This window comes from Nonomuraea sp. NPDC052129 (assembly GCF_040680095.1).
Classification (GTDB): Bacteria; Actinomycetota; Actinomycetes; order Streptosporangiales; family Streptosporangiaceae; genus Nonomuraea.
On the sequence record NZ_JBFAVX010000004.1, the window covers coordinates 19,721 to 45,863 of the forward strand.

23 protein-coding genes are annotated in these 26,143 nt (G+C 69.8%); 10 read left to right on the forward strand and 13 right to left on the reverse strand.

Going from position 1 to position 26,143, the window contains the following annotated elements; all coding sequences use genetic code 11:
* Positions 1-3: 3 nt before the first annotated feature.
* The 5 genes from ptsP to AB0L53_RS11420 all read right to left on the reverse strand — a co-directional run bounded on the left by ptsP (position 4) and on the right by AB0L53_RS11420 (position 3,803).
* Positions 4-1,716 (reverse strand): phosphoenolpyruvate--protein phosphotransferase, encoded by a 1,713-nt coding sequence (ptsP, locus tag AB0L53_RS11400; RefSeq protein WP_363992834.1) that lies wholly within the window; start codon positions 1,714-1,716, stop codon positions 4-6.
* Positions 1,713-1,973 carry an HPr family phosphocarrier protein gene (locus AB0L53_RS11405; protein ID WP_357949124.1) on the reverse strand — a complete coding sequence of 87 codons (261 nt, stop codon included), beginning with the start codon at positions 1,971-1,973 and terminating at the stop codon, positions 1,713-1,715. Before AB0L53_RS11405 ends, ptsP begins: the two co-directional genes overlap by 4 nt.
* Before the next feature lie 62 nt (positions 1,974-2,035).
* Entirely contained in the window at positions 2,036-2,482 is a 447-nt protein-coding gene (locus AB0L53_RS11410; protein ID WP_363992835.1) for a PTS glucose transporter subunit IIA, read from the reverse strand.
* An 11-nt stretch (positions 2,483-2,493) separates the two neighbouring features.
* On the reverse strand, positions 2,494-2,757 hold the full coding sequence (locus tag AB0L53_RS11415) for a PTS glucose/sucrose transporter subunit IIB (protein ID WP_263655705.1): 264 nt from the start codon (positions 2,755-2,757) through the stop codon (positions 2,494-2,496).
* An 8-nt stretch (positions 2,758-2,765) separates the two neighbouring features.
* A complete protein-coding gene (locus AB0L53_RS11420; protein ID WP_363992836.1) occupies positions 2,766-3,803 on the reverse strand; it encodes an SIS domain-containing protein in 1,038 nt (345 codons plus the stop codon).
* 113 nt (positions 3,804-3,916) lie between these two features.
* On the opposite strand from AB0L53_RS11420, the gene AB0L53_RS11425 reads away from it, so the two are divergent.
* Positions 3,917-4,657: a GntR family transcriptional regulator gene (locus tag AB0L53_RS11425; protein ID WP_363992837.1), complete on the forward strand. Its 741-nt coding sequence runs from the start codon at positions 3,917-3,919 to the stop codon at positions 4,655-4,657.
* Between the two features lie 24 nt (positions 4,658-4,681).
* The gene (locus AB0L53_RS11430) at positions 4,682-6,004 is read left to right on the forward strand and encodes a PTS transporter subunit EIIC (RefSeq protein WP_363992838.1); all 1,323 of its coding nucleotides are present in this window, start codon (positions 4,682-4,684) and stop codon (positions 6,002-6,004) included.
* Here the strand turns inward: AB0L53_RS11430 and AB0L53_RS11435 are convergent.
* Positions 6,001-7,218, reverse strand: coding sequence for an SMI1/KNR4 family protein (locus AB0L53_RS11435; RefSeq protein WP_363992839.1), 1,218 nt, complete (start codon positions 7,216-7,218; stop codon positions 6,001-6,003). The genes AB0L53_RS11430 and AB0L53_RS11435 overlap by 4 nt on opposite strands.
* 385 nt (positions 7,219-7,603) lie before the next feature.
* Here AB0L53_RS11435 and AB0L53_RS11440 point away from each other — a divergent pair, with 385 nt between their 5' ends.
* Positions 7,604-7,969 (forward strand): Rv3235 family protein, encoded by a 366-nt coding sequence (locus tag AB0L53_RS11440; RefSeq protein ID WP_363992840.1) that lies wholly within the window; start codon positions 7,604-7,606, stop codon positions 7,967-7,969.
* 81 nt (positions 7,970-8,050) lie between these two features.
* Here the strand turns inward: AB0L53_RS11440 and secA are convergent, their stop codons facing one another.
* Complete coding sequence (gene secA / locus AB0L53_RS11445; RefSeq protein ID WP_363992841.1) at positions 8,051-10,843, reverse strand: preprotein translocase subunit SecA; 2,793 nt, start codon at positions 10,841-10,843, stop codon at positions 8,051-8,053.
* A gap of 224 nt (positions 10,844-11,067) precedes the next feature.
* On the opposite strand from secA, the gene AB0L53_RS11450 reads away from it, so the two are divergent.
* Together AB0L53_RS11450 and AB0L53_RS11455 are read left to right on the forward strand one after the other, a co-directional pair.
* Complete coding sequence (locus tag AB0L53_RS11450) at positions 11,068-11,328, forward strand: HGxxPAAW family protein (RefSeq protein ID WP_357647849.1); 261 nt, start codon at positions 11,068-11,070, stop codon at positions 11,326-11,328.
* Between the two features lie 352 nt (positions 11,329-11,680).
* Positions 11,681-12,862, forward strand: coding sequence for a crosslink repair DNA glycosylase YcaQ family protein (locus tag AB0L53_RS11455; RefSeq protein WP_363992842.1), 1,182 nt, complete (start codon positions 11,681-11,683; stop codon positions 12,860-12,862).
* Positions 12,863-12,988: 126 nt separating this feature from the next.
* Here AB0L53_RS11455 and AB0L53_RS11460 read toward each other — a convergent pair whose 3' ends face one another.
* From AB0L53_RS11460 to mtrA, 6 genes are all read right to left on the reverse strand, one after another.
* Positions 12,989-13,687 (reverse strand): response regulator transcription factor, encoded by a 699-nt coding sequence (locus tag AB0L53_RS11460; protein WP_357647853.1) that lies wholly within the window; start codon positions 13,685-13,687, stop codon positions 12,989-12,991.
* A 170-nt stretch (positions 13,688-13,857) separates the two neighbouring features.
* Positions 13,858-14,517, reverse strand: coding sequence for a ribosome-associated translation inhibitor RaiA (gene raiA, locus AB0L53_RS11465; RefSeq protein ID WP_357949102.1), 660 nt, complete (start codon positions 14,515-14,517; stop codon positions 13,858-13,860).
* A gap of 607 nt (positions 14,518-15,124) precedes the next feature.
* Complete coding sequence (locus AB0L53_RS11470; RefSeq protein WP_363992843.1) at positions 15,125-15,907, reverse strand: phosphoribosyltransferase family protein; 783 nt, start codon at positions 15,905-15,907, stop codon at positions 15,125-15,127.
* 322 nt (positions 15,908-16,229) lie between these two features.
* Entirely contained in the window at positions 16,230-18,023 is a 1,794-nt protein-coding gene (locus AB0L53_RS11475; protein WP_363992844.1) for an LpqB family beta-propeller domain-containing protein, read from the reverse strand.
* On the reverse strand, positions 18,010-19,758 hold the full coding sequence (gene mtrB, locus AB0L53_RS11480) for an MtrAB system histidine kinase MtrB (RefSeq protein WP_363992845.1): 1,749 nt from the start codon (positions 19,756-19,758) through the stop codon (positions 18,010-18,012). Before mtrB ends, AB0L53_RS11475 begins: the two co-directional genes overlap by 14 nt.
* Positions 19,759-19,776: 18 nt before the next feature.
* Entirely contained in the window at positions 19,777-20,454 is a 678-nt protein-coding gene (gene mtrA, locus AB0L53_RS11485) for an MtrAB system response regulator MtrA (protein WP_363992846.1), read from the reverse strand.
* A gap of 269 nt (positions 20,455-20,723) precedes the next feature.
* Between mtrA and AB0L53_RS11490 the strand changes: the two genes are divergently transcribed.
* The 5 genes from AB0L53_RS11490 to AB0L53_RS11510 are packed head-to-tail and all read left to right on the forward strand — an operon-like array spanning position 20,724 to position 26,132.
* Complete coding sequence (locus AB0L53_RS11490; protein ID WP_363992847.1) at positions 20,724-21,953, forward strand: glycerophosphoryl diester phosphodiesterase membrane domain-containing protein; 1,230 nt, start codon at positions 20,724-20,726, stop codon at positions 21,951-21,953.
* Complete coding sequence (locus AB0L53_RS11495; protein WP_363992848.1) at positions 21,950-22,570, forward strand: DUF4129 domain-containing protein; 621 nt, start codon at positions 21,950-21,952, stop codon at positions 22,568-22,570. Before AB0L53_RS11490 ends, AB0L53_RS11495 begins: the two co-directional genes overlap by 4 nt.
* A 34-nt stretch (positions 22,571-22,604) precedes the next feature.
* Positions 22,605-23,792 carry a DUF4350 domain-containing protein gene (locus AB0L53_RS11500; protein WP_363992849.1) on the forward strand — a complete coding sequence of 396 codons (1,188 nt, stop codon included), beginning with the start codon at positions 22,605-22,607 and terminating at the stop codon, positions 23,790-23,792.
* Complete coding sequence (locus AB0L53_RS11505) at positions 23,782-24,759, forward strand: MoxR family ATPase (protein WP_357949082.1); 978 nt, start codon at positions 23,782-23,784, stop codon at positions 24,757-24,759. The genes AB0L53_RS11500 and AB0L53_RS11505 overlap by 11 nt, the downstream gene beginning before the upstream one ends.
* The gene (locus AB0L53_RS11510) at positions 24,759-26,132 is read left to right on the forward strand and encodes a DUF58 domain-containing protein (protein WP_363992850.1); all 1,374 of its coding nucleotides are present in this window, start codon (positions 24,759-24,761) and stop codon (positions 26,130-26,132) included. Before AB0L53_RS11505 ends, AB0L53_RS11510 begins: the two co-directional genes overlap by 1 nt.
* Positions 26,133-26,143 lie beyond the last annotated feature (11 nt).

Genomic DNA, 26,143 nt, shown 5'->3' on the forward strand with positions numbered 1-26,143 from the left:
CGGTCAGAGCCCCAGTTCGACGAGGCCCGGCAGGTGGGAGCGGGCCGCCGCGCGGGCGTGCGCCGCCGTAGCCGCTCCCCGCGCGGCCTGCGCGGCGAGCTGGCACTGGTCGAGTGTGTGCGCACCCAGCCCGGTCCGTACGGCGGGCAGCGCCGCGGCCCCCATGGACAGCGTGGACACCCCGAGCCCCACGAGCACGCAGGCCATCGCCGGATCGGCGGCTGACTCCCCGCAGACGCCGCACGGTTTGCCGTTGTCGGAGGCGGCCGTAGCGGTCATGGCGACCAGGTCGAGCAGCGCGGGCTGCCACGGGTCCTGCAGCGAGCCCAGCGCGGCGGAGTGGCGGTCGGCGGCGAAGGCGTACTGGGCCAGGTCATTGGTCCCGATCGACACGAAATCGACCACGGTGACCAGGCTCTCCGCCCGCAACGCCGCCGCCGGGATCTCGATCATCACGCCCGCCTGCGGCAGCCCCCTGGCGTGGCAGGCGTCGGCGAACCAGTGGGCCTCCTGGGCCGTGGCGACCATCGGAGCCATCACGTGGAGCTCGGCCGCCGCCGCACTGGCCCGCACCGCACCCGATTGGTTCACCGCCGCCGCCACGGACAGCGCTTCCAGCTGGGCGGCCATCACCTCGGGAAACCTCTCGAACAGCCGCACGCCACGCTCGCCCAGGGCCGGGTTCGGCTCGGGCGCGGCGGACGGCAGGAACGCCAGCGGTTTGTCGGCACCGGCGTCCAGCGTCCGCACCACCACCTTTCCGCCGGGAAACGCGGCCAGCGCCGCCCGGTAGGCCGCCTCCTGCTCCGCCACGGACGGCGCCTCGGTCCGCCCGAGGAACAGGAACTCGGTCCGGTACAGCCCCACACCCTCGGCCCCGGCGGCCAGCGCCGCGTCGAGATCGTCCGGGCCACCGATGTTGGCCAGCAGTTGCACCCGGAAGTCGTCCCGGGTCCGGCCGGGGCCGCCGGTCGTCATGCGTCGCCGCCTGGCCTCGTGCGCGCTGACGTGCCGGGCGATATCGGACTCGGTGGGCTCCAGCCCTACTTCCCCGGTGTTGCCGTCGACCAGCACCCGGGTGCCGGCCGGGATCTCCGTCGCGCCCGGACAGGCCACGACGGCGGGCACGCCCATCGCTCTGGACAGGATCGCGGTGTGGCTGGTCGGCCCGCCCGCCTCGGTCACGAACGCGGCCACGGCGTCCTTCGACAGCAACGCGGTGTCGGCGGGCGCCAGATCGACGGCGATCAGCACATACGGCTCACCCGTGCCCGGAACGGGGGGCGGGGCCGGCAAGGGGTGGCCCGTGAGGCGGGCGATCACGCGGTCCCTGATGTCGTCCAGGTCGGCGACCCGCTCGCCGAGGTACCCACCCGCGCTCACCAGCATGTCCCGATATTTCGCGAAAGCTTGGTAAACCGCCCGGGGAGCCGCGACGCCCTGGTCGATCAGGGCCTTGACCCCCACCACCAGCCCGGGGTCCTCGGCGATCAGCGCCTGGGCCTTGAGGATCTCCTTGGCCTCGCCACCGGCCCGGTTGCCCCGGGCCTCCAGCTCCCCCGCGACCTGTCCGAGCGCCGCCACCGCGCGTTCGCGCTCCGGCTCCGGCGGACCCTCGTAGGTGGAACCGGCGGGGGGTTCGGGGACGGCCCCGGTCAGCACGTACGCGGGCCCGGTCCCGATCCCCGGGCTGACCCCGGCCCCCCGCAGGTTCATGGTGTCCCGGCGATCGCCGCCAGTGCGTCGAGCACCTCGTCGGCGCCCTCGCCCTCGGCCTTGATCACGATGTCCTCGCCCTGACGGACGTCCAGCCCCAGGATCTGCAGGATGCTCTTGCCGTTGACGGGCTGGCCGGTCACCCCCTTGCTCACGGTGATGTCCATCGGGGCCTTGACGGCGGTCTGCACGAATGTCGCCGCCGGGCGGGCGTGCAGGCCCACTTCCGCCGCCACGGTGACCTTGCGCTCGGCCATGTACTCCTCCTTGTCCAACCGGTCCGGACCACCCGGCCCCGGCACCTACCTCACAGCTCTGTTCAGTCCCACAGGAAGAGCTCGTCGCCGGCGTGCACGGGCCCGCCCGTCATGGCCGTCACCGCACCGGCGGGCGCGTCGAGCGCGACCACCGGGCAGACCGGCGAGCGGCCACCGGCCTCGATCGCGGCCGGGTCCCAGGCCACCACGGGCTGGCCCGCGCGGACCCTGTCGCCCTCGGCCGCGAGCAACTCGAAGCCCTTCCCCTTCAGCTGGACCGTGTCGATGCCCAGATGCACCAGCACGCCTTTGCCGTCATCCCCGACGATGACATAGGCATGCGGATGCAATTTCATGATTTTCCCGGATATTGGGGCTACGGCCTTGCCGGGTTCCCGCGCCGGATCGATCGCCGTTCCCGGCCCCACCATGCCCGCGGAGAACACCGGGTCGGGCACCGCCGACAGCCCCACGGCCACCCCCTCGACCGGGGCGAGAACAGTCGTCATGGTCTCGCCCTCTAGCCGATGATGTCCTCGATGTCGCTGGCGATCGTGTCCGCCTCAGGCCCGACGACGACCTGCACCACGTTGCCCGCGGCCATGACGCCGTGCGCCCCCGCCGCCTTGAGCGCGGCCTGGTCGACCTTGGAGACGTCACGCACCTCCGTACGCAACCGGGTGATGCAGGGTTCGATGTCGATGATGTTGCCCGCACCGCCGAGCCCCGCGATGATCGCGCTGGCATCAGCCGCCATCCGTCCTCCTCGTAACGTTACGACCAGGCTAAACGTCAGTCGGTCTGGGTCACCTTGTTGAGCCCGCGCGGCGCGTCGGGGTCGATGCCCAGCCTCCGGGCCAGCGCCTCGGTGAGCAACTGCCCCGGCACGATGAGGCCCATGGGCGCGACCCACTCGGGCAGGTCGGGGCCGTTGAGCGCGGCCGTACCCGCCTGGGCCAGCGCCGGGCCGCCGCCGATGGTGAAGGCCGCGGCGCCCGCCGCGACGACGCGTTCGGCGAGCGCGACCGTACCGGACAGCGTCGGGCTGTTCTCGGCGGCGACCAGCAGGGCGGGGGTGTCGGCGTCGACCACGGCGATCGGCCCGTGCAGCAGGTCGGCGTACGACAGGCCCATGGCGTGCAGGTAGCACGCCTCCTTGAGCTTGAGCGCGGTCTCCAGCGCGGTGGAGAAGGCCAGCCCGCGCGCGGAGACGACGGCCCCCTGCTTGTCGGCCAGGCCCTCGACGACCGCGTCGAGGTCGCCCGGCTCGGCGATCAGCTTCTCAACCGCGTCCGGAACCCGCTGCAGGTCGGCCGCGTCCACGTCGGCGCCGAGGCCGAGCGCGAGCACGGCCAGCGCGGCGAGCTGGGTGGTGTAGGTCTTCGTGGCGGGGACCGCCTTCTCCTCACCCGCCAGCGTGCACAACGCCAGGTCGGCGGCCTGGGCGAGCGGGCTGTCCGGGCCGCCGTTGGTCACGCCGACCGTACTGGCGCCACAGTCCTTGGCCCAGGTCAGCGTCTCGACGATCTCCTCGGTCCGGCCGGACTGCGAGATGGCGACGGCCAGCACGCCGTCGAGGTCCAGCTTGCGCTTGTACGTCGTCGCGACGGACGGGGCGGCGAGCGCGGCCAGCCGCCCGGCGTGGGCTTCGACCAGGTAGCGGCCGTAGACTGCGGCATTGTCGGAGGTGCCACGCGCGATGAACAGGAGCTGGCGGGTCCGCTCGCCCAGTGCTCTCACCTCGTCGACCCTGGGGAGCAGGGAATCGAGCGTGGCCCGCAGCGCCTCAGGCTGCTCGGCGATCTCGCTGCGCATCTTGGTGGTCATCATCCCTCAAATCGTTACCGGGCAGACTTGACCCTGTTTTGCGACATGTGGTCTAGTCCGGACTAGACCAGTACGAACCATAGCCCATCGCCCAGGTCAGATCGAGGGGAGGATCCGTGGCGCACATCGATCCGGACAGCCCGGTGCCCAAGTACTTCCAGCTGCGCGAGATCCTGCTGGACCTGATCGACAGCGACGAGCTGAGCATCGGCGCCGCCATCCCGTCGGAGCGCGAGCTGTGCCAGCGCTTCGGCCTCTCCAGGATGACAGTCCGGCAGGCGGTCGACCACCTGGTGTCCGAGGGCCGCCTGCACCGGGTGCCGGGCAAGGGCACGTTCGTGGCCAGACCCAAGATCGAGCTCGCACTGCAGCTCACCTCGTTCAGCGATGACATGCGGGCGCGCGGCATGGAACCGGGCTCGCGCGACCTCGACCGGCGGGTCGTACGCGCCAGCGCCCACCTGGCCAAGGAGCTGGGCATCCAGCCGGGCGAGGAAGTGCACTTCATCGAGCGGCTGCGCACCGCCGACGGCGAACCGCTGTCCATCGAGCGCGCGCACATCCCGGTCAAGTTCGCGCCCGACCTGGCCGAGCACGACCTGTCGGGCAGGTCGCTCTACGAGCTGCTGGAGAGCCGCTACGGGCTGGTCATGGACGCCGGCGAGCTGACCATCGACGGGGGCATCGCCGATCCGAGCGACGCCGACCTGCTCAAGCTCCCCCGGGGCGGGGCCGTACTACTGTTGCAGCGCAGATCCTTCTCCGGCGGCATCTGCGCGGAGCTGGGCGTGTCCACCTATCGCGCGGACCGCTACCAGCTGCGCACCATTCTGGAAATGCCCACCAGACGGGGCTGAGGGCCCGACCCGGAGGAACGCCCGGTGAACGAGACCACCGCCGCCAGGCCTTCGCCGTTCTCACGCGTGATGAACGTGCTCCAGCGCCTGGGCCGCTCGCTCATGCTGCCCATCGCCGCCCTGCCCGCGGCCGCGCTGCTGCTCCGCTTCGGCCAGCCCGACATGCTCGGCTCCAACGGCGCCGAGCCGGGCGGCCTGGCCGACGTGGCCGGCTTCGGCTGGATGAACCAGGTCGCCGAGGTGCTGGCAGCCGCCGGTGCGGCGCTGTTCGAGAACCTGCCGCTGCTGTTCGCGGTGGGGGTGGCGATCGGGTTCGCCCGCAAGTCCGACGGCTCGACCGCGCTCGCCGCGGTGGTCGGCTACCTGGTGTTCGACCGCGTGACCAAGGTGATGTTCTTCGGCTCGGCGATCAGGGACACGGTCCTGATCAAAGCGGTCCAGCCCCAGGGCAGCATCAAGGAGATCATCAACTACGGCATGCAGAACCCCACCCAGGTGCTCGGCGGCATCATGATCGGGCTGGTCACCGCCGTGCTGTGGCAGCGCTTCCACCGGATCAAGCTGCCGTCCTGGCTGGCCTTCTTCGGCGGGCGCCGGTTCGTGCCCATCATCACCTCGATCGTGGCGCTGCTGCTCGGCGTGCTCATCGGCTGGGTGTGGCCGATTCTCGGCGAGTGGATCGGCCACGCGGGCGAGGCCCTGACCACGCTCGGACCGCTGGGCACCGGCATCTACGGCCTGATCAACCGGCTGCTGATCCCGCTCGGCCTGCACCACTTCGTCAACTCGATCGTCTGGTACGTGGTGCCGCAGTGCGAGGTCGGCGGCCAGGTCCTCGGCGGCGACTGGAACTGCTACTTCGGCGGCGCCCCGCACTCCGGCCAGTTCATGGCCGGGTTCTTTCCGATCATGATGTTCGCGCTGCCGGCCGCCGCGCTGGCCATGTGGCGGGCCGCGCCCCCGCACCGGCGGGCGGCCGTGGGCGGCATCATGCTGTCGGCCGGGCTGGCGTCGTTCGTCACCGGGATCACCGAGCCGATCGAGTTCGCGTTCATCTTCGTGGCGCCGGTGCTGCTGGCCGTACACGCTGTGCTGACCGGACTGGCGATGGCGCTCACCACACTCATCGGCGGGCAGCTCGGCTTCGGCTTCTCGGCGGGATTGCTGGACCTGCTGCTGAACGCCAGTAAGGCGAACACCCACAACCTGCCGGGCATCCTCCTGCTCGGGGTGATCTATGGAGTGGTCTATTACGTGGTGTTCAGCTTCCTCATCCGCAAACTGAACATCATGACCCCGGGCCGCGAGCCCGAACCAGACGTCGACTCGGGTGAGCCGCCCTCTTAGCTCCTGGGCGGATCGTCATAACTGGTGACCCAGTCCGTTGAGCTCGGCCAGTCGCGTTCGGGGCGGTGGGGGTGGATACCGACGACGGCCAGCGGCGGCAGGTCATCGAGTTCCGACAGCTCCCGCCATTGGTCCTGGGTCACCTCCAGGTACCGCAATCCCTTCAGCTGGGTCACCGTGGCGATGTCGGCGACGGGCGCCGCCGCGATGTCCAGCGCCCACAGGTTCGGCACCGTACGGAGTGGAGCCAGTTCGACGGGTCGCACGCAGGTGATCGACAGCGAACGCAACTCCCGGTTTCGGGCCGGCGCCGTCAGGTCGGCCGACTCCACATCGAGCTCCAGATACTCCACCGGACGGTCACCGAGTGGGGTCAGATCGGGCGAACCCTTGCTCGACAGCGCCAGCGAACGCACCTCGGGCACCGCGGCGAGGAACGCGCAATCCTCTACGTCGACCACCCGGACCTCCTGCACCCGTGGACCGGCCCGCATGGCCCGCGCCAGGGAGGGCCGGTCCTCGCTGTACGTGGCATGCTCGACGGGCAGCTGCGGCAGGTCCGCGTCGATCCACAGGCTCTCGTCGTGACGGCGGTAGTCACCGCGTTCCAGAGCTTCCACCAGACGGCGCAGGAACGTGGTCACCGAGTCGGCGATGTACGTCGGCTCTGTCGTGTAGTCGACTCCGACCGAGATGACCTGCCCCGGGCGACCGTTCGGCCCGGGATCCATGTCCACGGCGAGCCAGTTGCCGCCGGTGTCGAAGGCGAACCGGATCCAGCCCGGACGCAGCGACGACCTCAGGACGGCGTTCGGGGGCTGAGCATCGAACACCGTCCGGCGCCAGGGCTCGTACTGCCATTCCTGCGCGATGTCGAGCCACTCGTCATCCTGGTCGCCGATCTCGGCGAGGGGGAGCCACGGGTGCCGGTCGAACAGCGCATTGATCAGGTCGCCGTCACCGTCGGCGATGCCGTACAGCGCGCGGAGGTCCGGAGGCAGCACAACGCCGAATCTGTCCTCCACCGCGGCAAGGTCCTCCTCACTCGCGGGCTCGGGGAGTTCCTCCTCGTAGCCGAGGATCTGCGCCATCAGCCGCCGGTAGGAGTGGAAGAGCCGCACTGCCTCGTCCGGATCACCAGCGGGAACCGCGGACTCAGGCGCCCCTTCCTGCTCGTCACCCCGATCGGGCAGGACGAAATCTTCATCGATCACATAAAGGCACGGCGGCTTCTGTCGGGAGGACTTCACCATGCCACCGCAACCTAGCAGCCGTCCCCGACATACTGATCATCTCCGCACGTTTGGCCGTTGACTGCCACACAGTGCCGCAGATGGATTACGGACCGCGACACCAGAATCGACGTCAGCGGCTCCGACGATAGAGGCCGCCCGAATTCGTTGGGGACGGCCCATTGGCGGCTGACGAGGACCGAAATCCCAGAAAGCACCGCTCGGCACCACTCCAACTTCCGGCGATCTTTCTCGCCAATCACCTCGAATCGGTGGGCTGAGCCGGAAAGTTGGTGGGCGATGTATTCGAGGGCCGGGCCGGAAACTCCTTGTACTGTCCCTCTCCCCCTATGACATCGGAGGCCCCATGTCATCCCTTCCACACCTCGCCGTTTCCGACCCGCTCGTGTGGGGACCGCCGGGAGTCGGTCCCGATGAGCGCAAGCTGCGGCTGCTCGGGCAGGCACTGGCCGAGGTGCTCTCGGGGCGGCGGCCGCCCGAGAGCGTCGCCGACCGGCTCACCGACAGGGCCTACCGCGAACTCGTCAAGGCGGGGCGGATGATCGAGACGAAACGAGCGCCGTTCGTGGGGAGCCCGCACGTGAAGGAGCCCAAGGACGGCGCGGTCGAGATGTGCCTCCTCGTCCACTGCGGCGAACGCAGCCATGTACTCGCCGTACGGCTTGAGCGACGCGGCGTCCAATGGCTGTGCACGGACTTCGAAACCGCCTGACAAGACTTCGAAACCGCCTGACAACCGGAAGAAGGCCCCCGCCGACAGGCGTGGGCCTTCTCCCAGAACCGGACCGGTGCGTTATGCCTGGGCGTTCTTGGGATCGCCGTGGCAGCGCTTGTACTTCTTGCCCGAGCCACAGGGGCAGGGCGCGTTGCGCTCGACGTTGCCGTAGGCGGCGCGCTCGGCCGAAGTGCTGCGGACCCGGGTGTGCTCGACCTCGCCCGCCTCACCCGGCGCGGAGTATTCGAGCTCGGCGGGCCGCTCGGGCCCACGCAGGCCGCGCGCGATGATCGAGCGGGTCTCCGCCATCATCGCGTCCTCTTCCTCGACGATCGGGTTCTCCTGAACCTCGACCTCGATGTTGAACAGGAAGCCGACCGAGTCCTCCTTGATGCCCTCGAGCATCGCGGCGAACATCTCGAAGCCCTCGCGCTGGTATTCGATCTGCGGGTCCTTCTGCGCGTAGGCCCGCATGCCGATGCCCTCGCGCAGGTAGTCCATCTCGTAGAGGTGCTCGCGCCACTTGCGGTCGAGGACCGACAGGATGACGCGGCGCTCGAACTCGCGGGTGGCGTCGGCGCCGAGCTCCTCCTCACGCCTGGCGTAGGCCTCCAGCGCGTCCTTCTTCATCTTCGTGCTGATGAGCTCGGCGGTGAGCTCCTCGCGGCCGCCGGCCTCCTCGACCACGTTGTCGATGGTGACCGTGACGGGGTAGAGCTCGCCGAACGCCTTCCACAGCTTGTCGAGGTCCCACTCCTCGGCGAAGCCCTCGGCCGTGGCGCCCGCGACGTAGCCGTCGATCACCTCGCCGATGAAGCCCTGCACCTGCTCGTGCAGGTCGGCGCCCTCCAGCACGCGGTGGCGCTCGGCGTAGATCACCTTGCGCTGCCGGTTCATGACCTCGTCGTACTTGAGAACTTCCTTGCGGATCTCGAAGTTCTGCTGCTCGACCTGGTGCTGGGCGGAGGCGATGGCCTTGGAGACGATGCCGGACTCGATCGGCTGCTCGTCGGGGATGTTGAGCCTGGTCATGATCATCTCGACCCTGGCCGAGTTGAACAGGCGCATCAGGTCGTCGCCGAGCGAGAGGTAGAAGCGCGACTCGCCCGGGTCACCCTGGCGGCCGGAGCGGCCGCGGAGCTGGTTGTCGATACGGCGCGACTCGTGCCGCTCGGTGCCGAGCACGTAGAGACCGCCGAGCACGGTGACCTCGTCATGCTCGGCCTTGACGGCCGCCTTGGCCTTCTCCAGCGCCTCGGGCCACGCCTTCTCGTATTCTTCGGGCGTTTCGAGCGGGTCGAGGCCGCGCTGGCGCAGCTCAAGGTCGGCGCGGAACTCGGAGTTGCCGCCGAGCATGATGTCGGTGCCTCGACCGGCCATGTTGGTGGCGACGGTGACGGCGCCCTTGCGGCCCGCCTCGGCGACGATCGCGGCCTCACGCGCGTGGTTCTTCGCGTTGAGCACCTCGTGCTGGACGCCGCGGCGCTTGAGCGCCTTGGACAGCCGCTCGGACTTCTCGACCGAGGTGGTGCCGACCAGCACCGGCTGGCCGACGTCGTAGCGCTCCTTGATGTCCTCGACGACCGCGGCGAACTTGGCGTCCTCGGTCTTGTAGACGACGTCGGCCTGGTCCTTGCGGATCATCGGACGGTTCGTCGGGATCGGGACCACGCCGAGCTTGTACGTCTGGTGGAACTCGTTCGCCTCGGTGACGGCGGTGCCGGTCATACCGGACAGCTTCTTGTAGAGGCGGAAGTAGTTCTGCAGGGTGACCGTGGCGAGAGTCTGGTTCTCGTCCTTGATCTTCACGCCCTCTTTGGCCTCGATGGCCTGGTGCATGCCCTCGTTGTAGCGGCGGCCGTGCAGGATGCGGCCGGTGAACTCGTCGACGATGAGCACCTCACCCTCGGCGACGATGTAGTCCTTGTCCTTCTTGAACAGCTCCTTGGCCTTCAGAGCGTTGTTCAGGAAGCCGACCAGGTGGGTGTGCTCGGCCTTGTAGAGGTTGTCGATGCCCAGCCAGTCCTCGACCTTGGCGACACCGGACTCCAGAACGCCGACCGTGCGCTTCTTCTCGTCGACGATGTAGTCGCCGGTGCTCTCCTCGTCGGGCGACTTGGCCTCGACGCCTCTGCGCAGCCGCGGCACGATCTTGGCGAACTCGGTGTACCACTTGCCCGACTGCTCCCCCGGACCGGAGATGATCAGCGGGGTGCGGGCCTCGTCGATGAGGATGGAGTCGACCTCGTCGACGATCGCGAAGTGGTGGCCGCGCTGCACGCACTCGTCCAGCGACCACGCCATGTTGTCGCGCAGGTAGTCGAAGCCGAACTCGTTGTTGGTGCCGTAGGTGATGTCCGCCTCGTACTGCTTGCGCCGCTCTTCCGGGGCCTGCCCGGCCAGGATCATGCCGACCTCGAGACCGAGGAATCGGTAGACGCGGCCCATGTTCTCGGCGCCGACCTTGACCAGGTAGTCGTTGACCGTGATGACGTGGACGCCGTTGCCGGCGAGCGCGTTGAGGTAGGCGGGGAGGGTACAGGTGAGGGTCTTGCCCTCGCCGGTCTTCATCTCCGAGATGTTGCCCATGTGAAGGCTCGCGCCGCCCATGATCTGCACGTCGAAGTGACGCTGACCGAGCACGCGGCGGGCCGCCTCGCGCACGGTCGCGAACGCTTCGGGAAGCAGATCGTCGAGGGTTTCGCCGTCCGCGAGCCGCTGCTTGAATTCGTCCGTCAGGGCGCGCAACTCCGCGTCGGACAGGCTCGTGAAGTCGTCCTCGATGGAGTTGACCTGATCGGCGATCCGCTTGAGCTTGCGCAGCGTCTTGCCTTCGCCGGCACGTAGGATCTTGTCGAGAATGGCTGCCACTTTATGTAAAGCTCCTCGCAGGTCTACCCCGGCGGCGCCGCCAGGAGGAGAGGCTGAGACAAACTTCCCCGTTGCCATCGTAGGCGGTTCAGCAACCAGACACAGCCACCGCGACGACGAGAGCGTCGGGCATGTCTGGGAGAATGGGGTCTAGGCAGAGCGTATGCCGGTAAGCCCGTGGTTTGCACCGTTAGCGGGATATCTGGCAAAGGGAAGGATTTGTGATGGTTGAGGGGCGCAAGTCAGAGCACACGGAGAATCTCGGTAACCATGGCGGCCGCGCGTCCTCATGGCTCGCGGTGACCGTGATGCTGCTCGGCACCGTCGTCGCCGGCTATGGGATGACCGCCGCCAACTGGACGCTCATCTGGATCGGCGCCGGGGTGTTCGTCGTGGGCGGCATCCTCGCCCTCGTCTTCGACATCTTCACCGACGTCGTGATCGACGCGCCCAGGGCGGGACTCCACGCGGAAGACCACCGCTGAGCCTCCGGCGAACCTCGGGGACGCCCGAACCTCCGGCATCCCTACCCCTCCAGGCCGCCTGGGCCTCCGACGCAGACGCGGAAGGCCGCCGCTCGCGCACGCGCTACGCGGCGGACCCCGCTCACGTACGCGTCCCGCTGCGGCACCCCCGCTCAGGTAGGCGTCCCGCTGCGGGAGCCCTGTTTACGTACGCGTCCCGCTGCGGGACCCCCGTTTGCGTACGCCACGCACCGCGGGCCCGCCCATGCCACGCGTCAGGCGGCGGGCCACCGTCTCTCCTTTCCTCCCGTCGGTTTTCTGTCGGTGCCCGCCGCTAGCATCGCGGCATGCATAGCCGTACCAATGTGCTGATATGACGGATCTGACGGCCGACGAGGCGCGGCGGCTGATCCTGCGCGCCCAGGGCCTGCTCGGCGCGGACGCCCGCCGAGGTGGCGTGCACGGCATGCTCCGCAGGCTCGGCGCGATCCAGCTCGACACGATCTCGGTCCTGGCCCGCTCCCACGAGCTCGTCGCCTATGCGCGCCTGGGCGCGGTGGGCAGGCCCAAGGTCGAGCGGGCCTACTGGCACAATCCCGCCCAGAGCTTCGAATACTGGTGCCACGCCGCCTGCATCCTGCCGATCGAGCACTGGCCCCTCTACTCCTTCAGGCGGCGCGCCTACCGCGATCGCCGCTACCGCTGGCACGAGGTGCCCGACCACGTGGAGAAGCTGCTGGATCAGGTACGCGCCTCGGGCCCGCTCACCACCTCCGACGTCGGCGGTGCCAAGAACGGCGGCCCCTGGTGGGACTGGTCCGACTCGAAGATCGGCCTGGAATGGCTGCTGGACATCGGCGAGCTCGTCTGCAGCCGCCGCGTCGGCTGGCGGCGGGTCTATGACCTCTCCGAGCGCGTGGTCCCCGCCGAACTCCAGGCCGAGGACCTCTCCGACGAGGAGTGCATCGTACGGCTGGCGGCCATCGCCGGTGCCTCGCTGGGCGTGGCGACCCGGGGCGACCTGATCGACTTCCTGCGCCTCAAGGGGAGATTCGCCGCCATCCTCGACGAGACGCTGCTCAGCGGGGCCACGGGGCTGGTGCCCGTACGCGTGACCGGCTGGCCCTCGACCAGGGGGCAGACCAACGCGTGGGCCAATCCGACGGCCCTGGAGTCGGCGCCGCGCGGGCGGCACCGGACGACGCTGGTGTCGCCGTTCGACTCGCTCATCTGGCATCGCGGCCGGACCGAGCGGGTCTTCGGCTTCAACTACCAGCTCGAGCTCTATGTGCCCAAGCACAAGCGGGTGCACGGCTACTTCACGATGCCGGTGCTGGCCGGTGGCCGGCTGATCGGCCGAGTGGACCCGGCCCGCGACGGCACCACGCTGGTGGCCAGACAGCTCAGCCTGGAGCCGGGCCTCACCGGCGCCAAATGGGCCGACGCCCTGAGCGACGCGCTGTGGTCGGCCGCCGAGTGGGTGGGCTGCAACACCGTACGAGTCGAACGCGCCGACCCCGACCTCATCGCCCACCTGGAGGCGGACCCCAGATAAGACCTCAGGCCGGAGGGGCGGCCGATCGGCGCCTGCCCCACCCATCGAGGGCGCAGGCGGCCAGTACCCGGCACGCCCACCGAGGGGGCGGGCGATCCGTAGCCGCCGCGCCCACCGAGGGCGATGTCAGGTGATCTCCAGCATGCGCTCGCGCACCGCGTAGACCACAGCCTCCATGCGCGAGTGGAGCTGCAGCTTGTCGAGGATGTTGCGGACGTGGTTCTTGACCGTGTTCTCGGAGATGAAGAGCTGCTTGGCGATCTCGCGGTTGTTCATCCCCTTGGCCACCAGGCGCAGCACCTCCATCTCCCGCTCGGTCAGCCGCGGCACAGGGAGCTGGGGTGGGCGTTCGCTCTCCTTCTTGCTCATGTTCGCGAACTCGTTGATGAGTTTGGCGGCCATGGCCGGATTGATGAGCGACTGGCCTTCGTGAACTCCGCGCACGGCGGCGGGGACGTCGTTGATCTGCACGTCCTTGAGCAGATAGCCGGTCGCGCCCGCCTTGATGGCCTCGAAGAGGTCTTCTTCCTCGTCGCTGACCGTCAGCATGATGATGCGGGTGCTCGGCACCGAAGCCTTGATGCCCTTCGCCGCCTCGATGCCGTCGCGCCGCGGCATGCGTACGTCCATGAGCACCACGTCGGGCATGAGGCGGTCGGCCAGTTCGACCGCCTCATGCCCGTCGCTCGCCTCACCGACCACCTCGATGTCTGGCTCGGCGGCCAGCGCCAGAGCCAGGCTCCGCCTGATCAGCTCGTGATCGTCCACGATCAGGACGCGGATCGGCTCGCCTCCTGACGGGCGCGCCTCGCCGGACTCCGTCACCAGGCCTCCTCGATCAGCCTGGAGACCGCCATCTCCGCGCTTCGCTCGCTCATGACCTGACTGAGCTCGCTCACGTCTCCTCCTCGTCGGGGGGCCAGAGCCGTTGGACCGCCAATGATGGCATGTCTCACGCGGTCCTAGGGTGGTCGAGAAGATCTTTTAGCGCTGCGTCACGGCTCTACGAGCCGAAGTACGCCATAGTTGTAGCCGCGCCGGTTGTAAACGACACACGGCTGGCCACTCTCCTTGTCACGGAACAGATAGAAGTCGTGGCCGACCAGCTCCATCTCGAGGAGAGCCTGGTCGATGGTCATGGGTTCCGCTTTGTGGTGCTTCTCTCGTACGATGAGCGGCCCGTCGCCGTCCATCTCGATGGGGACGATGTCGTCATACTGCTTGTCGTCGGGGAGCTCTTCTTCTTCGTCGAACTCCGGTACGACCTCGGCCTTGCGCGGTGGCGCCAGGTCGGCGGCTTCGGGCAGCGTCGCGGTGATCTCCGCGACGGAGGGCGGCGCGTGGTTGCCGTGGTGCACCTTGCGCCGGTCGGACAGCCGCCTGAGCCGGCCTTCCAGTTTGTCCAGGGCCATATCCAGGGCGGCGAATCGATCGTCGGCGGAAGCCTCCGCGCGAATGGCGGGTCCTCGAGAGTGAATGGTCAGCTCGACGCGCTCTCGCTGACTGGCGATGCGCGGATTGCGCTCCTTCGACACCTCCACATCAACTCGAATGAGCTTGTTGTCCAGACGCTCGATCCTGGCCAGCTTGGTCTCCACCTGGTCTCGGAACCGATCACTCACTCCTGTGTGCCGGCCCTTGACGATGATGTCCATGCAACAGCCCCCCTTCGTCTAACGACTGAGAAAGAGCGCCCGACGACGTGCTTGCCGGGCGGGGTCTTCCGTCTGCCTCTCTGCTGTCACCGTTACCCTCTTCCGACGTTCCGTCACCGGGTTCTCGGGTGGCACCCGCCCGGCCGACCTGGTCTTCGACCCCACATCCGCCTGCTGAGGATTTCGCGGCTCTGATGCCACTACTGCCCTTCTCTCCTGACGGGGGACATCTGGACCCCCGGGAAGGCAGGACTTACCCCTAAGCCGCACCGTGATCGGTCGACAAAGAGTCGCCTTACGTGGACCGTTTTGCCTGCGGCTGGCATCGGCTAGCAGAGCCGGGACTCCCGGCCCTGCGCAACCACGGACCCGAACGGGTGCCATGTCAGAACGCTATCCGCATCGGAGACGAATGTCAGCCTAGGGATCGGTCAAACGATCACTTTCTGTGATTTTCCTCCAATGTGACTCACGTGACGGATGCCCCTTTTTGCGTACGCCGGGCCACACATCCCCTCCCTTACGGAGGTCTGAGCTGCCCCACCGCTGCCCAGCGGGTAGGCACATATGGCGTCCAGGTGAGAGCGGAAAAATGATCTCCCTTTACTCAGTGTGACCGTAATGGATTGCAAGATCTTCGGCGTGTCGCGGCCACGGTGACGGCCAGCAGGACGTCGACGCCGTGCACCCGGAGTGTCCTGGCGGCTTCGGCCAGTGTGGAGCCCGTGGTCACAATGTCGTCCACGAGCAGCACAGAGGCCGCTGGACGGGCCTTCGCGACGGGGGTGACCCGAAGTGAGGCGGCGAGGTTGGCGGCCCGCTGCGTGGCGCTCAGGCCCGCCTGGTCGCCAACCTGACGCGCCTGTCCGAGCGCGGGCCACAGCTCCGCCCGGTGACCGAACGCCGCCAGCTGCCGCACGGCCAACGCCGCCAGCCTGCCGACTGGGTCGTGCCCCCTTGACCGGAGAGCTCGACGGGCGCTGGGCACGGGGACGACCGCCACGGCCACGGGTGTGGCGGGCCGGTCCCCGAGGGGTGTGGCGGGGCGGTCCGCCAGGGGTATGACAGGCCGGTCCGCCACAGCGTGACCGGCGGTGTATGCCAGGGCGTGGCAGGCGGTGAAGGCCAGGGCCGTCGCCAGGGGACGGGCCAGCGTGGTCTGGCCGCGCTCCTTGTAGGCGACGATCGCCTCGCGCACGGCCCCCGTGTAGTCGGCGGCCGACCAGCACTCGGGGAGGCCGTCGGGGGCGGGTCTCGGCATGCGGCGGGCCGGGGCGGGGTCCAGACAGGTCCCGCACAGGCGCGGGCCCTTGGTGCCACAGCCCAGGCAGCGCTGGGGAAGGGCCAGGTCAGCAAGGTCGGCGAGAGCGGCGAACACGAGGACCAGCATGCCCGCCGACCCCGACAATTTCAGCCCACGAACGACCCCCGCACGGACGGCCAGTCACCGTCCCCATCAGCCTAAGGACGGCCCCGCATGAGCGGCGGATCGTCCCCCGGAACCCGGTGGTCCAGATGTCCCCTGTCAGGAGAAGGGGCGCCCCTGGCGGGCGGGCAGCTACCGCCCTATCAACCCAGGAATGACCCCCACACAAGTGGCGGATCGCTGTCCGGTCAGCCCCGGCATGGCGGCCAGTCGCAGCCCGGCCGACTCTGGGGGGCGTCCAGCCGACCACGGAAAGCGTCCAGGTGGTCCAGGCGGAAGCGTTCAGTCAGCCCAGGGGGAACAGCGGGGTGTCGGCGTCTGCGGCGATCTTGGAGGTCCAGTTCTGCTTGTCCAGGTTGGACTCCAGGATCTCGTTCTTCTTCTCGGTCCCCGCCAGGATCCGCTCACCCTGCGCGGCCAGCGCCCGCAGCCGCGTGTCCGACGGCAGCTTGGTGATCGTGCCGTCGCCCACGTTGATCTCCTTGACCACCGGCCCGGCCTTGCTCTGCGACAGCACCACCAGGTGCTCGCCGTCGCGCCAGGCCAGGTCCCGGATCTTCTCGTCGTCGACCGTGCTCAATGTCTGGAAATTTCCGAGCATGACGGCGGCGCCGCTTCCTGTGATGGCGCCGACCCGGATCTCGTGCTGGCCGATCGTCACCGCCACCCGCACGCCGTCCCTGGCGATCCGCAGCCGCGTGACGTCGAACCCGTCGAGGCTGGGCGCGGCAATGCGTTCGGGCCCGCGCCCGGCGCCCGGATTGCACCGCAGCACGGCGCCGTTCCGGCGGTCGTACGTCCATAGGGTGCCGTCCCGATGCCAGGACGGCGCCGTGAGATCCGCGCTCGCCCCCTGGATCCACTGCTGCCAGCGGCCGTCCGCCGCGGCCGTGGTCACCCAGATGCCGCCCGCGCTCGACTTGGCGGCGATGAGATCGGCGCCCTGGCCGACGGAGAAACCGCCGACCGCCACGGCGAAGGCCGAGTACTGGTTGTTCGCCTGACCGGCGGGTCCGGCCACGGGCCGGCCGGGGCCTTCGGTGGCCATCGCGTAGACGGCGCCCTTGCTGGTGTAGTAGGCGGCGTTCGAGGAGGTGCCCAGCCAGGGGTCGCTGATGTTGGGCGGGATGGTCAGCGCCTCCGAGGAGTAGAACGGCTCGCCGTCCAGCTGCACCTCGATGTACCGGCCGTTGGCCACGTTGTTGCTGGTCAGGCTCCATCTGAGCTGGGCTTGGAGTCCCCTGGTGAAGATGTCGCCCGAGTCGATGGGACCACTGAGGTTGATCACCACGCGGTCGTCCCCGGCGCGTACGGACTCGACTCGCGTGCCGTGCGGGAAGACGTTCTCCACGGCGCCCTGCAGCGCCTTGCTCGGTCCCTTGAGCAGCCGTTCGATGATCGTCTTGGCGAAGCTCTCGGTGGGCTTGAGCCGCAGCCGGACCCGGTCGACGACGAGCATGTCCGAGTTGGCGCCGCCGCTGCCGGGCGTGCCGTTCAGGTAGTAGAGGTTCGTCGGCCGGTACGCGCGGGTGACGTCCGCCTCGGTGAGCAGGAGGCCGCCGACCAGCGACTTGACCCGATAGTCGCCCTGCTGGTCCTTGACCAGCGTGAACTTCCTGTCGACCCCCACGGAGGTGGGCACATAGGTGTCGTCGTTCTCGATGCGGGCGACCTGGGTGCCGGAGAGGGAGACGGTGATCTCCTTGTCGCCGATCTTCCCCTCCACGTCGTACTTCACCAGGTTGTCGAGGACCGTCACCGGACCGCCGGGCTTCCACGCCTGCCGCGCCTCGGGGGTCAGGTACTTCGCCAGGATCTCCGGATCGTCGGCGTAGGCGGCCATGGCGGCCTGCAAGCCCGTCACCACCTGCTCCGGCGACCAGCCGGCCTGCGGCGGGATGGCGACCATGCGCTGGAACGGCTTGTTCATCGGGTCGCCGCCATCGGCCTCGCCGACCGGGAACGGACCGCCCACAGGGATCACCGCGCAGGCCGAGCTCCAGAAGAGAGCCGCGACGACGGCGACGACAACGCCGAGCCGCCTGATCCGCAAAAAAACCGGAGCACTAGTCCTCGTCATAACCAGCCCCGTCCGCCGAGGCGGGCAGCAGCACCGGCGTCATCTGCCCGCGCCACGTGCGCCGCATCTCGATCTCCGGTGGCACCAGCGACAGCGGCGACCCCTTCAGGTCGGTCCCGGCCACCCGGGGCAGCGTCAGCCGGAACTGCGAGCCCTCCCCCTGCTGGCCCCATGCCTGCAGCCAGCCGCCGTGCAGGGAGGCGTCCTCACGCGAGATGGCCAGGCCCAGCCCGGTGCCGCCGATGGTCCGCGCCCGTGACGGGTCGGCGCGCCAGAACCGGTCGAACACCATGGTGTCCTCGCCGGCTTTCAGGCCGATTCCGTGGTCTCGTACGGCGACCGCCACCGCGTCCCGGTCGGCGCCCACCGTCACCACGACGTCCCTGCCCTCGCCGTGCTCGATGGCGTTGAACAGCAGGTTGCGCAGGATGCGCTCGACCCGCCGGTTGTCGATCTCCGCCATGCACGGCTCGTTGGGCAGCCGCAGCTCGAAGCGGGTGGAGTGGCGCTCGGCCAGCGCCTCGGAGTCGCCGATCGCGCGCAGCACCACGTCACGTACGTCGACCGGGTCGAGGTCGAGCGTGGCGGCACCGGCGTCGTAGCGGCTGATCTCCAGCAGGTCGGCCAGCATCGACTCGAACCGCTCCAGCTGGGCCTGCATGAGCTCGGCCGAGCGGGCGGCCATCGGGTCGAAGTCCTCGCGGGCGTCGTAGAGCAGGTCGGCGGCCATCCGCACGGTGGTCAGCGGGGTACGCAGCTCGTGGGAGACGTCGGACACGAACTGCCGCTGGACCTGGGACAGCTCCTCCAGCTGGTGGATCTTCAGTGCCAGGTTGACGGCCATCTCGTTGAACGAGGTGGCCAGGCGGGCCAGGTCGTCCTCACCGCGTACCTTGAGCCGCTCGTCGAGCTTGCCCGCCGCCAGGCGCTCGGCCGCCTCGCGGGCCAGCCGGACCGGGCTGACCACCTGCCGGGCGACCAGGTAGGCGATGGCGGCCAGCAGCACCACGAGGCCCAGTCCCACCACGGCGATGGCGAGCCGGACGTTGGACAGCATCCGCTCTTCCTCGCTGATCGGGAAGAAGTGGTAGACCTCGTAGTTCTCGCCGTTGAGGAGGCTGACCACGCCGGCGATGACCAGCGTGGGCGTGGGCTGACTCTCACCGGTGAACGTGATGGGCGCGGTGAAGCGGTACGGCTTGTCGAAGATGAACTTCCGCTCGTCGCGCCGCAGGGCCTGCTCCAGTGCCAGCGGCACGTCCTCCGGCGTGACGTTGCCCGAGGCGCGCGATCTGCCGGGGTTGGAGGTGTTGAGCACCAGCACCTCGTAGCGCTTCTTGGAGCCGTTCTCGCCGGAGCCGGTGATGGTGTCCATCACCTCGTCGAGCGGGTCGGCGGGCGCGTTGCCGCTCGCGTCGGAGGTCGACTTGGCCTGGTCGTCGGGCTTCTGGCTGAGCGCGTCGGCGATCTGCACGCGGTCGGCGAACGCCTCGGTGGCCGACGACTGCTGACGGCTCTCGATGACCGACCGGTTGATCTGGTCGGACAGGAAGACGCCGAGCACGACCACCACGGTCACGGAGATCACCAGCGTGCTGGTGACCACCTGGAGCTGGAGCGAGCGCCGCCATACGCTCCGTGCCCTGCCCGCCGCACGCCGCGTCCGCCGCCGGACCCCGCCGAGAATCTGGCGGAGAGTACGGCGACGGAGTCGTTTCTGGCTGGTCGGGGGCATGGCAGGGGTGGGCGCCGGTCAGGCCGGCCCGGCTTTGTAGCCCACACCACGGACCGTGACCACGATCTCGGGGTGCTCGGGGTCCTTCTCGATCTTCGCCCGGAGCCGCTGAACGTGCACGTTGACCAGGCGCGTGTCGGCCGCGTGCCGGTAGCCCCAGACCTGCTCCAGCAGGACCTCACGGGTGAAGACCTGGCGCGGCTTGCGAGCCAGCGCGACGAGCAGGTCGAACTCGAGCGGCGTCAGGTTGATGGTCTCCTCGAAGCGCTTGACCGAGTGGCCGGCCACGTCGATGGTGATGTCGCCGATCTGCAGGATCTCCGGAGTGGGCTCGTCGGTACGGCGCAGCCGCGCCCGCACCCTGGCCACGAGTTCCTTCGGCTTGAACGGCTTGACGATGTAGTCGTCGGCCCCCGACTCCAGACCGAGCACGACGTCGATCGTGTCGCTCTTGGCGGTGAGCATGACGATGGGCACCCCCGACTCCGCCCTGATCCTGCGCGCCACGTCGATGCCGTCGGCCCCCGGCAGCATCAGGTCGAGCAACACCAGGTCCGGGCGCGTGTCCCGGAAAGCGTCGAGGGCTTTGTCCCCGTCTGAGACAAAGGATGGCTCGAAGCCTTCGCCGCGCAACACGATGCCCAGCATCTCGGCGAGAGCGGCGTCGTCATCGACGACCAGCACGCGACCTTTCATGGCCCCTCATTCGTTCTACGCATTCTGGGACATACCCGCACGATCGCTGAAGGTTACCCTTAGTTGGCCCATGCGTGGGACATGAGACCCGCAAAAGACGAGTTTTAGACTTGCATCCGCGACCGCAATCTCAGTCTGCGGTAACGGAACGACTTTCGGCCATCCTTCGATGAGATCCTTGAGCCGGAACGCCCTGGAATGCGGGCAAGTTGCGCCGGCGAATCGTACGCACGACACCAATGCCCCGCCCACCATGCCAGGATTGGGATATGTCAGACGGTCACGGTCCCTCGCCCGAGACGCCACCAGGCTGGGCTCCAGAACAGCCCCCTCCCTACGGCGCCCCGCAGACCTCGCCGTGGACCGCCCCCGGCTTCGAGCACCAACAGCCGCAGCAGCCGCCACCCGGCTCCGGTCCGCAACCGCCCTATCAGCAGCCGCCGCCCGGCTACGGCTACATGCCGCATCCGCCCGCACTGCGCCCGGGGATCATACCGCTACGGCCGCTGGGGCTGGGCGACATCCTCGACGGAACGATCAAACTCATCCGGTCCAACCCCAAGGCCGTGCTGGGCCTCTCGGCGGTCGCCGCCCTGCTCGGGGCCGTCCCGATCGCGATCGGGCAGGTGTTCGCCTTCGACACCATGCGCGGCGTGCTGAACGATCCGTCCTCGGCGGAGCAGGCGGACGTGACCGGCCTGTACGGCGGCTTCATCGCCCAGTACGGCGGCGCGATCGTCTCCTACGCGGTCAGCTTCGTCGTGGTGACACTGCTGACCGGCGTGCTGATGCGGATACTCGGCCGCGCCGTGTTCGGCGGCAAGATCTCCGCCGGAGAGGCGTGGCAGCTGACCAAGAGCCGCGTCCCGGCGCTGTTCGGCGTGGTGGGGCTGATGGCCGTCATCATGCTGGTCCCGCTGGTCGTCATCGCGCTGATCATCGTCGCGGTCATCGCGACCGGCGCGGGCGACGACTCGCCCGCCACGGCCGGCGGCGTGCTCGTGATCACCGGGCTGCTGCTCATCCTGTACATCGCCTACGTGCTGTACTTCCGGACCCGCTTCGCGCTCGCGGCGCCGGCCGTGGTGCTGGAGGGAAGGGGCCCCATCGACGCCCTGCGGCGCTCCTGGAACCTCGTGACCGGTGACTTCTGGCGGGTGCTCGGCATCCTGCTGCTCACCTCGCTGCTGGTGGGGCTCGTAGCGGGCATCCTGGAGGTGCCCTTCACCATCGCCGGCACCCTCTTCGGCCTGCTCGGCGAGTCGGCGGGCGCCACCGTGCTGTCCACGGTGCTGATCACCATCGGCGGCACGCTCGGCGCGATGATCACCTATCCGTTCGAGGCGGGCGTCTCGGGTCTCCTCTACGCCGACCGGCGGATGCGCAGCGAGGCGTTCGACCTGGTGCTGCAGACGGCGGCGATCGAGCAGCAGCGCCAGGGCTGGGTGCACGCCTCCGCCGACGAGCTCTGGCACCCGTCCAACTCCGCCAGGCCGTGACCCCGATCGACAGGGGGGAGGCCGCGCGCAGGGCCGCGGATGAGCTCCTCAAGCCCGGATACGAGAAGGAATCACTGCTGGACCAGGCGTACCGGCGCTTCACGCAGTTCGTCGGCGATCTCATGGACGCGGCCACGGGCGGCGGCACGACCGGCGGCATCATCTCCGCCGTCGTGATCGTAGTGATCATCGGCGGGGTCATCGCGCTGGTCGTATGGCAGCTCCGCAAGACCTCGCGGGCGAACGCGACGGCGGCGGACGGCCTGTTCGGCGAGCGGAGGATGACCGCCGCCGAGCACCGCCAGGCGGCCGAACGGCTGGTCACCCAGGGCCGCTGGACCGAGGCGATCCAGGAACGGCTGCGCGCCATCGCCCGCGATCTGGAGGAGCGGGCCCTGGTCGACGGGCTGCCCGGACGCACGGCCGACGAACTGGCCGCCGAGGCGGGCCAGGCGCTGCCCGCCTTCGCCGCGGAACTGACGACCGCCGCCCGCTCGTTCGACGACGTGACCTACGGCGACGTGCCGGGCACCCGGGAGGCGTACACCGCCATGAGCGAGCTCGACGAGCGGCTCCGCCAGGCCAGGCCGGTCCCGCTGGCCGGGAGGACCCCATGAGCGCCAGGCCGGTCCCGCCGACTGGGGGAACCTCATGAGCCTCGACATGCGCCCCCAGGAGACCGGCGAGTCCTACTCCACCGCCCCGACCGTGCGCTCGACCTGGCGGGCGAGCCGGATGATCGTCCTGCTCGGCGCGCTCATCGTGCTCGCCGCGGTCCTCAGCGTGCTGCTCAAACCGGACTCCCGCCCGGCCCGCCACCTGGATCCCGCCGACTCCTCGTTGTCGGGCTCGATGGCGCTGGCCGCGCTGCTGCGCGACCGCGGTGTCACCGTCGACCGGGTCGACTCGTCGGGAGCGGCCGCCGCGAAGGCGAACGGCGCCGCGCCAGGCGACCGGCTGCTGCTGATCACCGACGCGACCTACGCCAACACCCGCGAGCTGGCCGCGATCCAGGGCGACCGGGTGATCGTCGGCAGCGTCTTCGACCTCGACGAGCTGGCCCCCGGCGTACGGCCGGAGCGGGGCAGCGCCCGTGAGCGCTCCCGCGAGCCGGAGTGCTCATTGCCCGCCGCCAAGGCCGCGGGCAGCGCGTTCATCGGCGGCGGCGCGTTCACCGGACCGTCGGGCGCCATCGGCTGTTACCCGGCGGGCGACGGATCGACGCTGGTCAGCTACCCCAACGCGGGCGGCACCACGACGGTCCTGGGCAGCGGCGAGTTCATGACCAACCAGCGCCTGGCCGAGGACGGCAACGCCGCGCTCGCCCTCAACCTGTTGGGCTCGGCCAAGGCCGTGACCTGGCTGGTGGCGCCCGAGACGCCGCCGGTGGGCGAGCTGCCCGGCGAGGCCGGTCAGTCCATCTACGAACTGATGCCCGCGGGCATCCCCTGGGCCGTGCTGATGTCGGTCATCACGGTGGCGCTGGTGGCGTTCTGGCGAGGCCGGCGGCTGGGGCCGGTCGTGACCGAGCGGCTGCCCGTCGTGGTGCGGGCCGCGGAGACGGTCGAGGGGCGCGGGCGGCTCTACCGGGCCAGACGGGCCAGGGGCAGGGCGGCCGACTCGCTCAGGGCGGGCACGATCGACCGGCTCACGCCCCGGCTCGGCCTCGGCTCCGGCTCGGGGCGGCACGAGCTGGTGGCCGCCATCGCCGTACGGACCGGCCAGGACCCGCAGGAGATCGGCGCCGCGTTGTACGGCCCGCCCCCCGCCGACGACGCCGGGCTCGTCGGCCTGGCACGCTACTTGGACGTCATCGAGAGGACCGTCAGTGAACATTGAGGAGACCGCCCACGTGCCCGGCGGTGACGCGGCCAGGGACGCGCTCAGCGCGCTGCGCGCCGAGGTGTCCAAGGCCGTGGTGGGCCAGGACGCCGTGGTGACCGGGCTGGTCATCGCGTTGCTGTGCCGGGGGCACGTGCTGCTCGAAGGCGTGCCGGGCGTGGCCAAGACGCTCATGGTCCGCACCCTGTCCGCCGCGCTCTCGCTGGACTTCAAGCGGGTGCAGTTCACGCCCGACCTGATGCCGGGCGACGTGACCGGCTCGTTGATCTACGACGCGAAGACGGCGCGGTTCGAGTTCCGCGAGGGGCCGGTGTTCACCAACCTGCTGCTGGCCGACGAGATCAACCGCACCCCGCCGAAGACCCAGGCCGCGCTGCTGGAGGCTATGGAGGAGCGGCAGGTCAGCGTGGAGGGCGACGCGCGCAAGCTGCCCGACCCGTTCGTGGTGTGCGCGACGCAGAACCCGATCGAGTACGAGGGCACCTACCAGCTGCCGGAGGCGCAGCTCGACCGGTTCCAGCTCAAGTTGACCGTGCCGCTGCCACCGCGCGACCAGGAGATCATGGTCCTCGAACGGCACGCGCGCGGCTTCGACCCGCGCGACCTGTCCGAGATCAAGCCCGTCGCCACCGCCCAGGACCTCGAAGCGGGCCGCGAGGCGGTCTCGAAAGTACACGTGGCGCCCGAGGTGCTCGGCTACATCGTGGACGTGTCCCGGGCCACCAGGAACTCTCCGTCGCTCCAGCTCGGCGTCTCGCCGCGTGGCGCGACCGCGCTCCTGGCCGCCTCGCGGGCCTGGGCGTGGCTGTCGGGCCGCGCCTACGTCACGCCCGACGACGTCAAGGCGCTGGCCAGGCCCGCGCTGCGGCACCGGATCCAGCTGCGGCCCGAGGCCGAGCTGGAGGGCGCGACCTCCGACGGCCTGCTCGACGGCATCCTGGCCTCGGTCCCGGTCCCGCGCTGATGGCTCTGACGGGACGCGCCGGGCTGGTGGCGGCGATCGGCATCGTGGTCGTACTGCTGGCGCCCGATCCGGGACCCGCGGTCGCGGGCGTCTGCCTGCTGCTGACCGCCGCGATCATCGTGGACCTGGTGTTCGCGGGCGCGGTCCGCCCGCTCCGCTTCCACCGCTCGGGCGACCGGCTGGTCCGGCTCGGCGGCCAGGCGACGGTCGAGCTGGTGGTGGAGAACCCGGGCGGCAGGCGCGTACGCGGTCTGCTGCGCGACGCCTGGCCGCCCTCCGCGGGCGCCTCACCGCGCTCCCAGCGGCTCGACGTGCCCGCCGGAGAGCGCCGCAAGCTCGTCGTGACGCTCACCCCGACCAGGCGCGGCGACCGCGAGTCCGTGGCGCTCACCGTGCGCTCGCTCGGGCCGCTCGGCCTGGCCGCCCGTCAGGGCACCCACCGGGCGCCGTGGTCGGTGCGCGTGCTGCCGCCGTTCCTGTCACGCAAGCACCTGCCTTCCCGGCTCGCCAGGCTCCGCGAGCTCGACGGCCAGCACCCGGCCCTGGTGCGCGGGCAGGGCACCGAGTTCGACTCGCTGCGCGAGTACGTGGTGGGCGACGACGTACGCTCGATCGACTGGCGGGCCACCGCGCGCCGCCACGACGTGGTCGTACGCACCTGGCGCCCGGAACGCGACCGGCGGGTGCTGATCGTGCTCGACACCGGCCGCACCTCCGCGGGCCGGGTGGGCGACGCCCCGACGCCGATGGCCGGCGCCGAGGCGGGCGCCGGCGGGCTGCTGGTCCGGCCGGAGCCCCGGCCGGTGCCGGGCTGGCCCCGGCTCGACTGGTCGATGGACGCGGCCCTGCTGCTCGCCGCGCTGGCCGCCAAGGCGGGCGACCAGGTGGACTTCCTCGCCTACGACCGGGCCGTACGCGCCTGGGTGGCCGGGGCCTCGCGCACCGAGCTGCTGTCATCACTGGTCAACGCGATGGCGCCGATCGAGGCGGAGCTGATCGAGGCCGACTCGCAGGGCATGGTCGCGGCGGTCCTGTCCCGGGCCAAGCGGCGCTGCCTGGTCGTGCTGCTCACCGACCTCAACTCGGCCGCGCTCGAAGAGGGGCTGATGCCGGTGCTGCCGCAGCTGTCCGCGCGCCACCTGGTGCTGGTCGCGGGCGTCTCCGATCCGCGCGTGGCGGCGATGGCGGCCCAGAAGGACACGGCCGAGCAGGTGTACGACGCGGCGGCGGCCGAGCACACGCAGCTGGGGCGGCGGCGCATCACCGCCCGGCTGCGCCGCCACGGCGTCGAGGTGGTGGACGCGCCCCCGGAGGACATCGCCCCGGCCCTGGCGGACGCGTACCTGGCGCTCAAGGCAGCCGGCCGCCTGTAGACAGCCTGTGG

Bases quoted from the DNA above. Each gene is read 5' to 3' on its own strand.
- ptsP (WP_363992834.1), bottom strand. From the start codon at position 1,716: ATGAACCTGCGGGGGGCCGGGGTCAGCCCGGGGATCGGGACCGGGCCC.
- AB0L53_RS11450 (WP_357647849.1), top strand. From the start codon at position 11,068: ATGGTTGAGGGGCGCAAGTCAGAGCACACGGAGAATCTCGGTAACCAT.
- mtrA (WP_363992846.1), bottom strand. From the start codon at position 20,454: ATGAAAGGTCGCGTGCTGGTCGTCGATGACGACGCCGCTCTCGCCGAG.
- mtrB (WP_363992845.1), bottom strand. From the start codon at position 19,758: ATGCCCCCGACCAGCCAGAAACGACTCCGTCGCCGTACTCTCCGCCAG.
- AB0L53_RS11455 (WP_363992842.1), top strand. From the start codon at position 11,681: ATGACGGATCTGACGGCCGACGAGGCGCGGCGGCTGATCCTGCGCGCC.
- AB0L53_RS11410 (WP_363992835.1), bottom strand. From the start codon at position 2,482: ATGACGACTGTTCTCGCCCCGGTCGAGGGGGTGGCCGTGGGGCTGTCG.
- AB0L53_RS11440 (WP_363992840.1), top strand. From the start codon at position 7,604: ATGTCATCCCTTCCACACCTCGCCGTTTCCGACCCGCTCGTGTGGGGA.
- AB0L53_RS11405 (WP_357949124.1), bottom strand. From the start codon at position 1,973: ATGGCCGAGCGCAAGGTCACCGTGGCGGCGGAAGTGGGCCTGCACGCC.
- AB0L53_RS11490 (WP_363992847.1), top strand. From the start codon at position 20,724: ATGTCAGACGGTCACGGTCCCTCGCCCGAGACGCCACCAGGCTGGGCT.
- AB0L53_RS11510 (WP_363992850.1), top strand. From the start codon at position 24,759: ATGGCTCTGACGGGACGCGCCGGGCTGGTGGCGGCGATCGGCATCGTG.
- raiA (WP_357949102.1), bottom strand. From the start codon at position 14,517: ATGGACATCATCGTCAAGGGCCGGCACACAGGAGTGAGTGATCGGTTC.
- AB0L53_RS11500 (WP_363992849.1), top strand. From the start codon at position 22,605: ATGAGCCTCGACATGCGCCCCCAGGAGACCGGCGAGTCCTACTCCACC.
- AB0L53_RS11420 (WP_363992836.1), bottom strand. From the start codon at position 3,803: ATGATGACCACCAAGATGCGCAGCGAGATCGCCGAGCAGCCTGAGGCG.
- AB0L53_RS11475 (WP_363992844.1), bottom strand. From the start codon at position 18,023: ATGACGAGGACTAGTGCTCCGGTTTTTTTGCGGATCAGGCGGCTCGGC.
- AB0L53_RS11470 (WP_363992843.1), bottom strand. From the start codon at position 15,907: ATGCTGGTCCTCGTGTTCGCCGCTCTCGCCGACCTTGCTGACCTGGCC.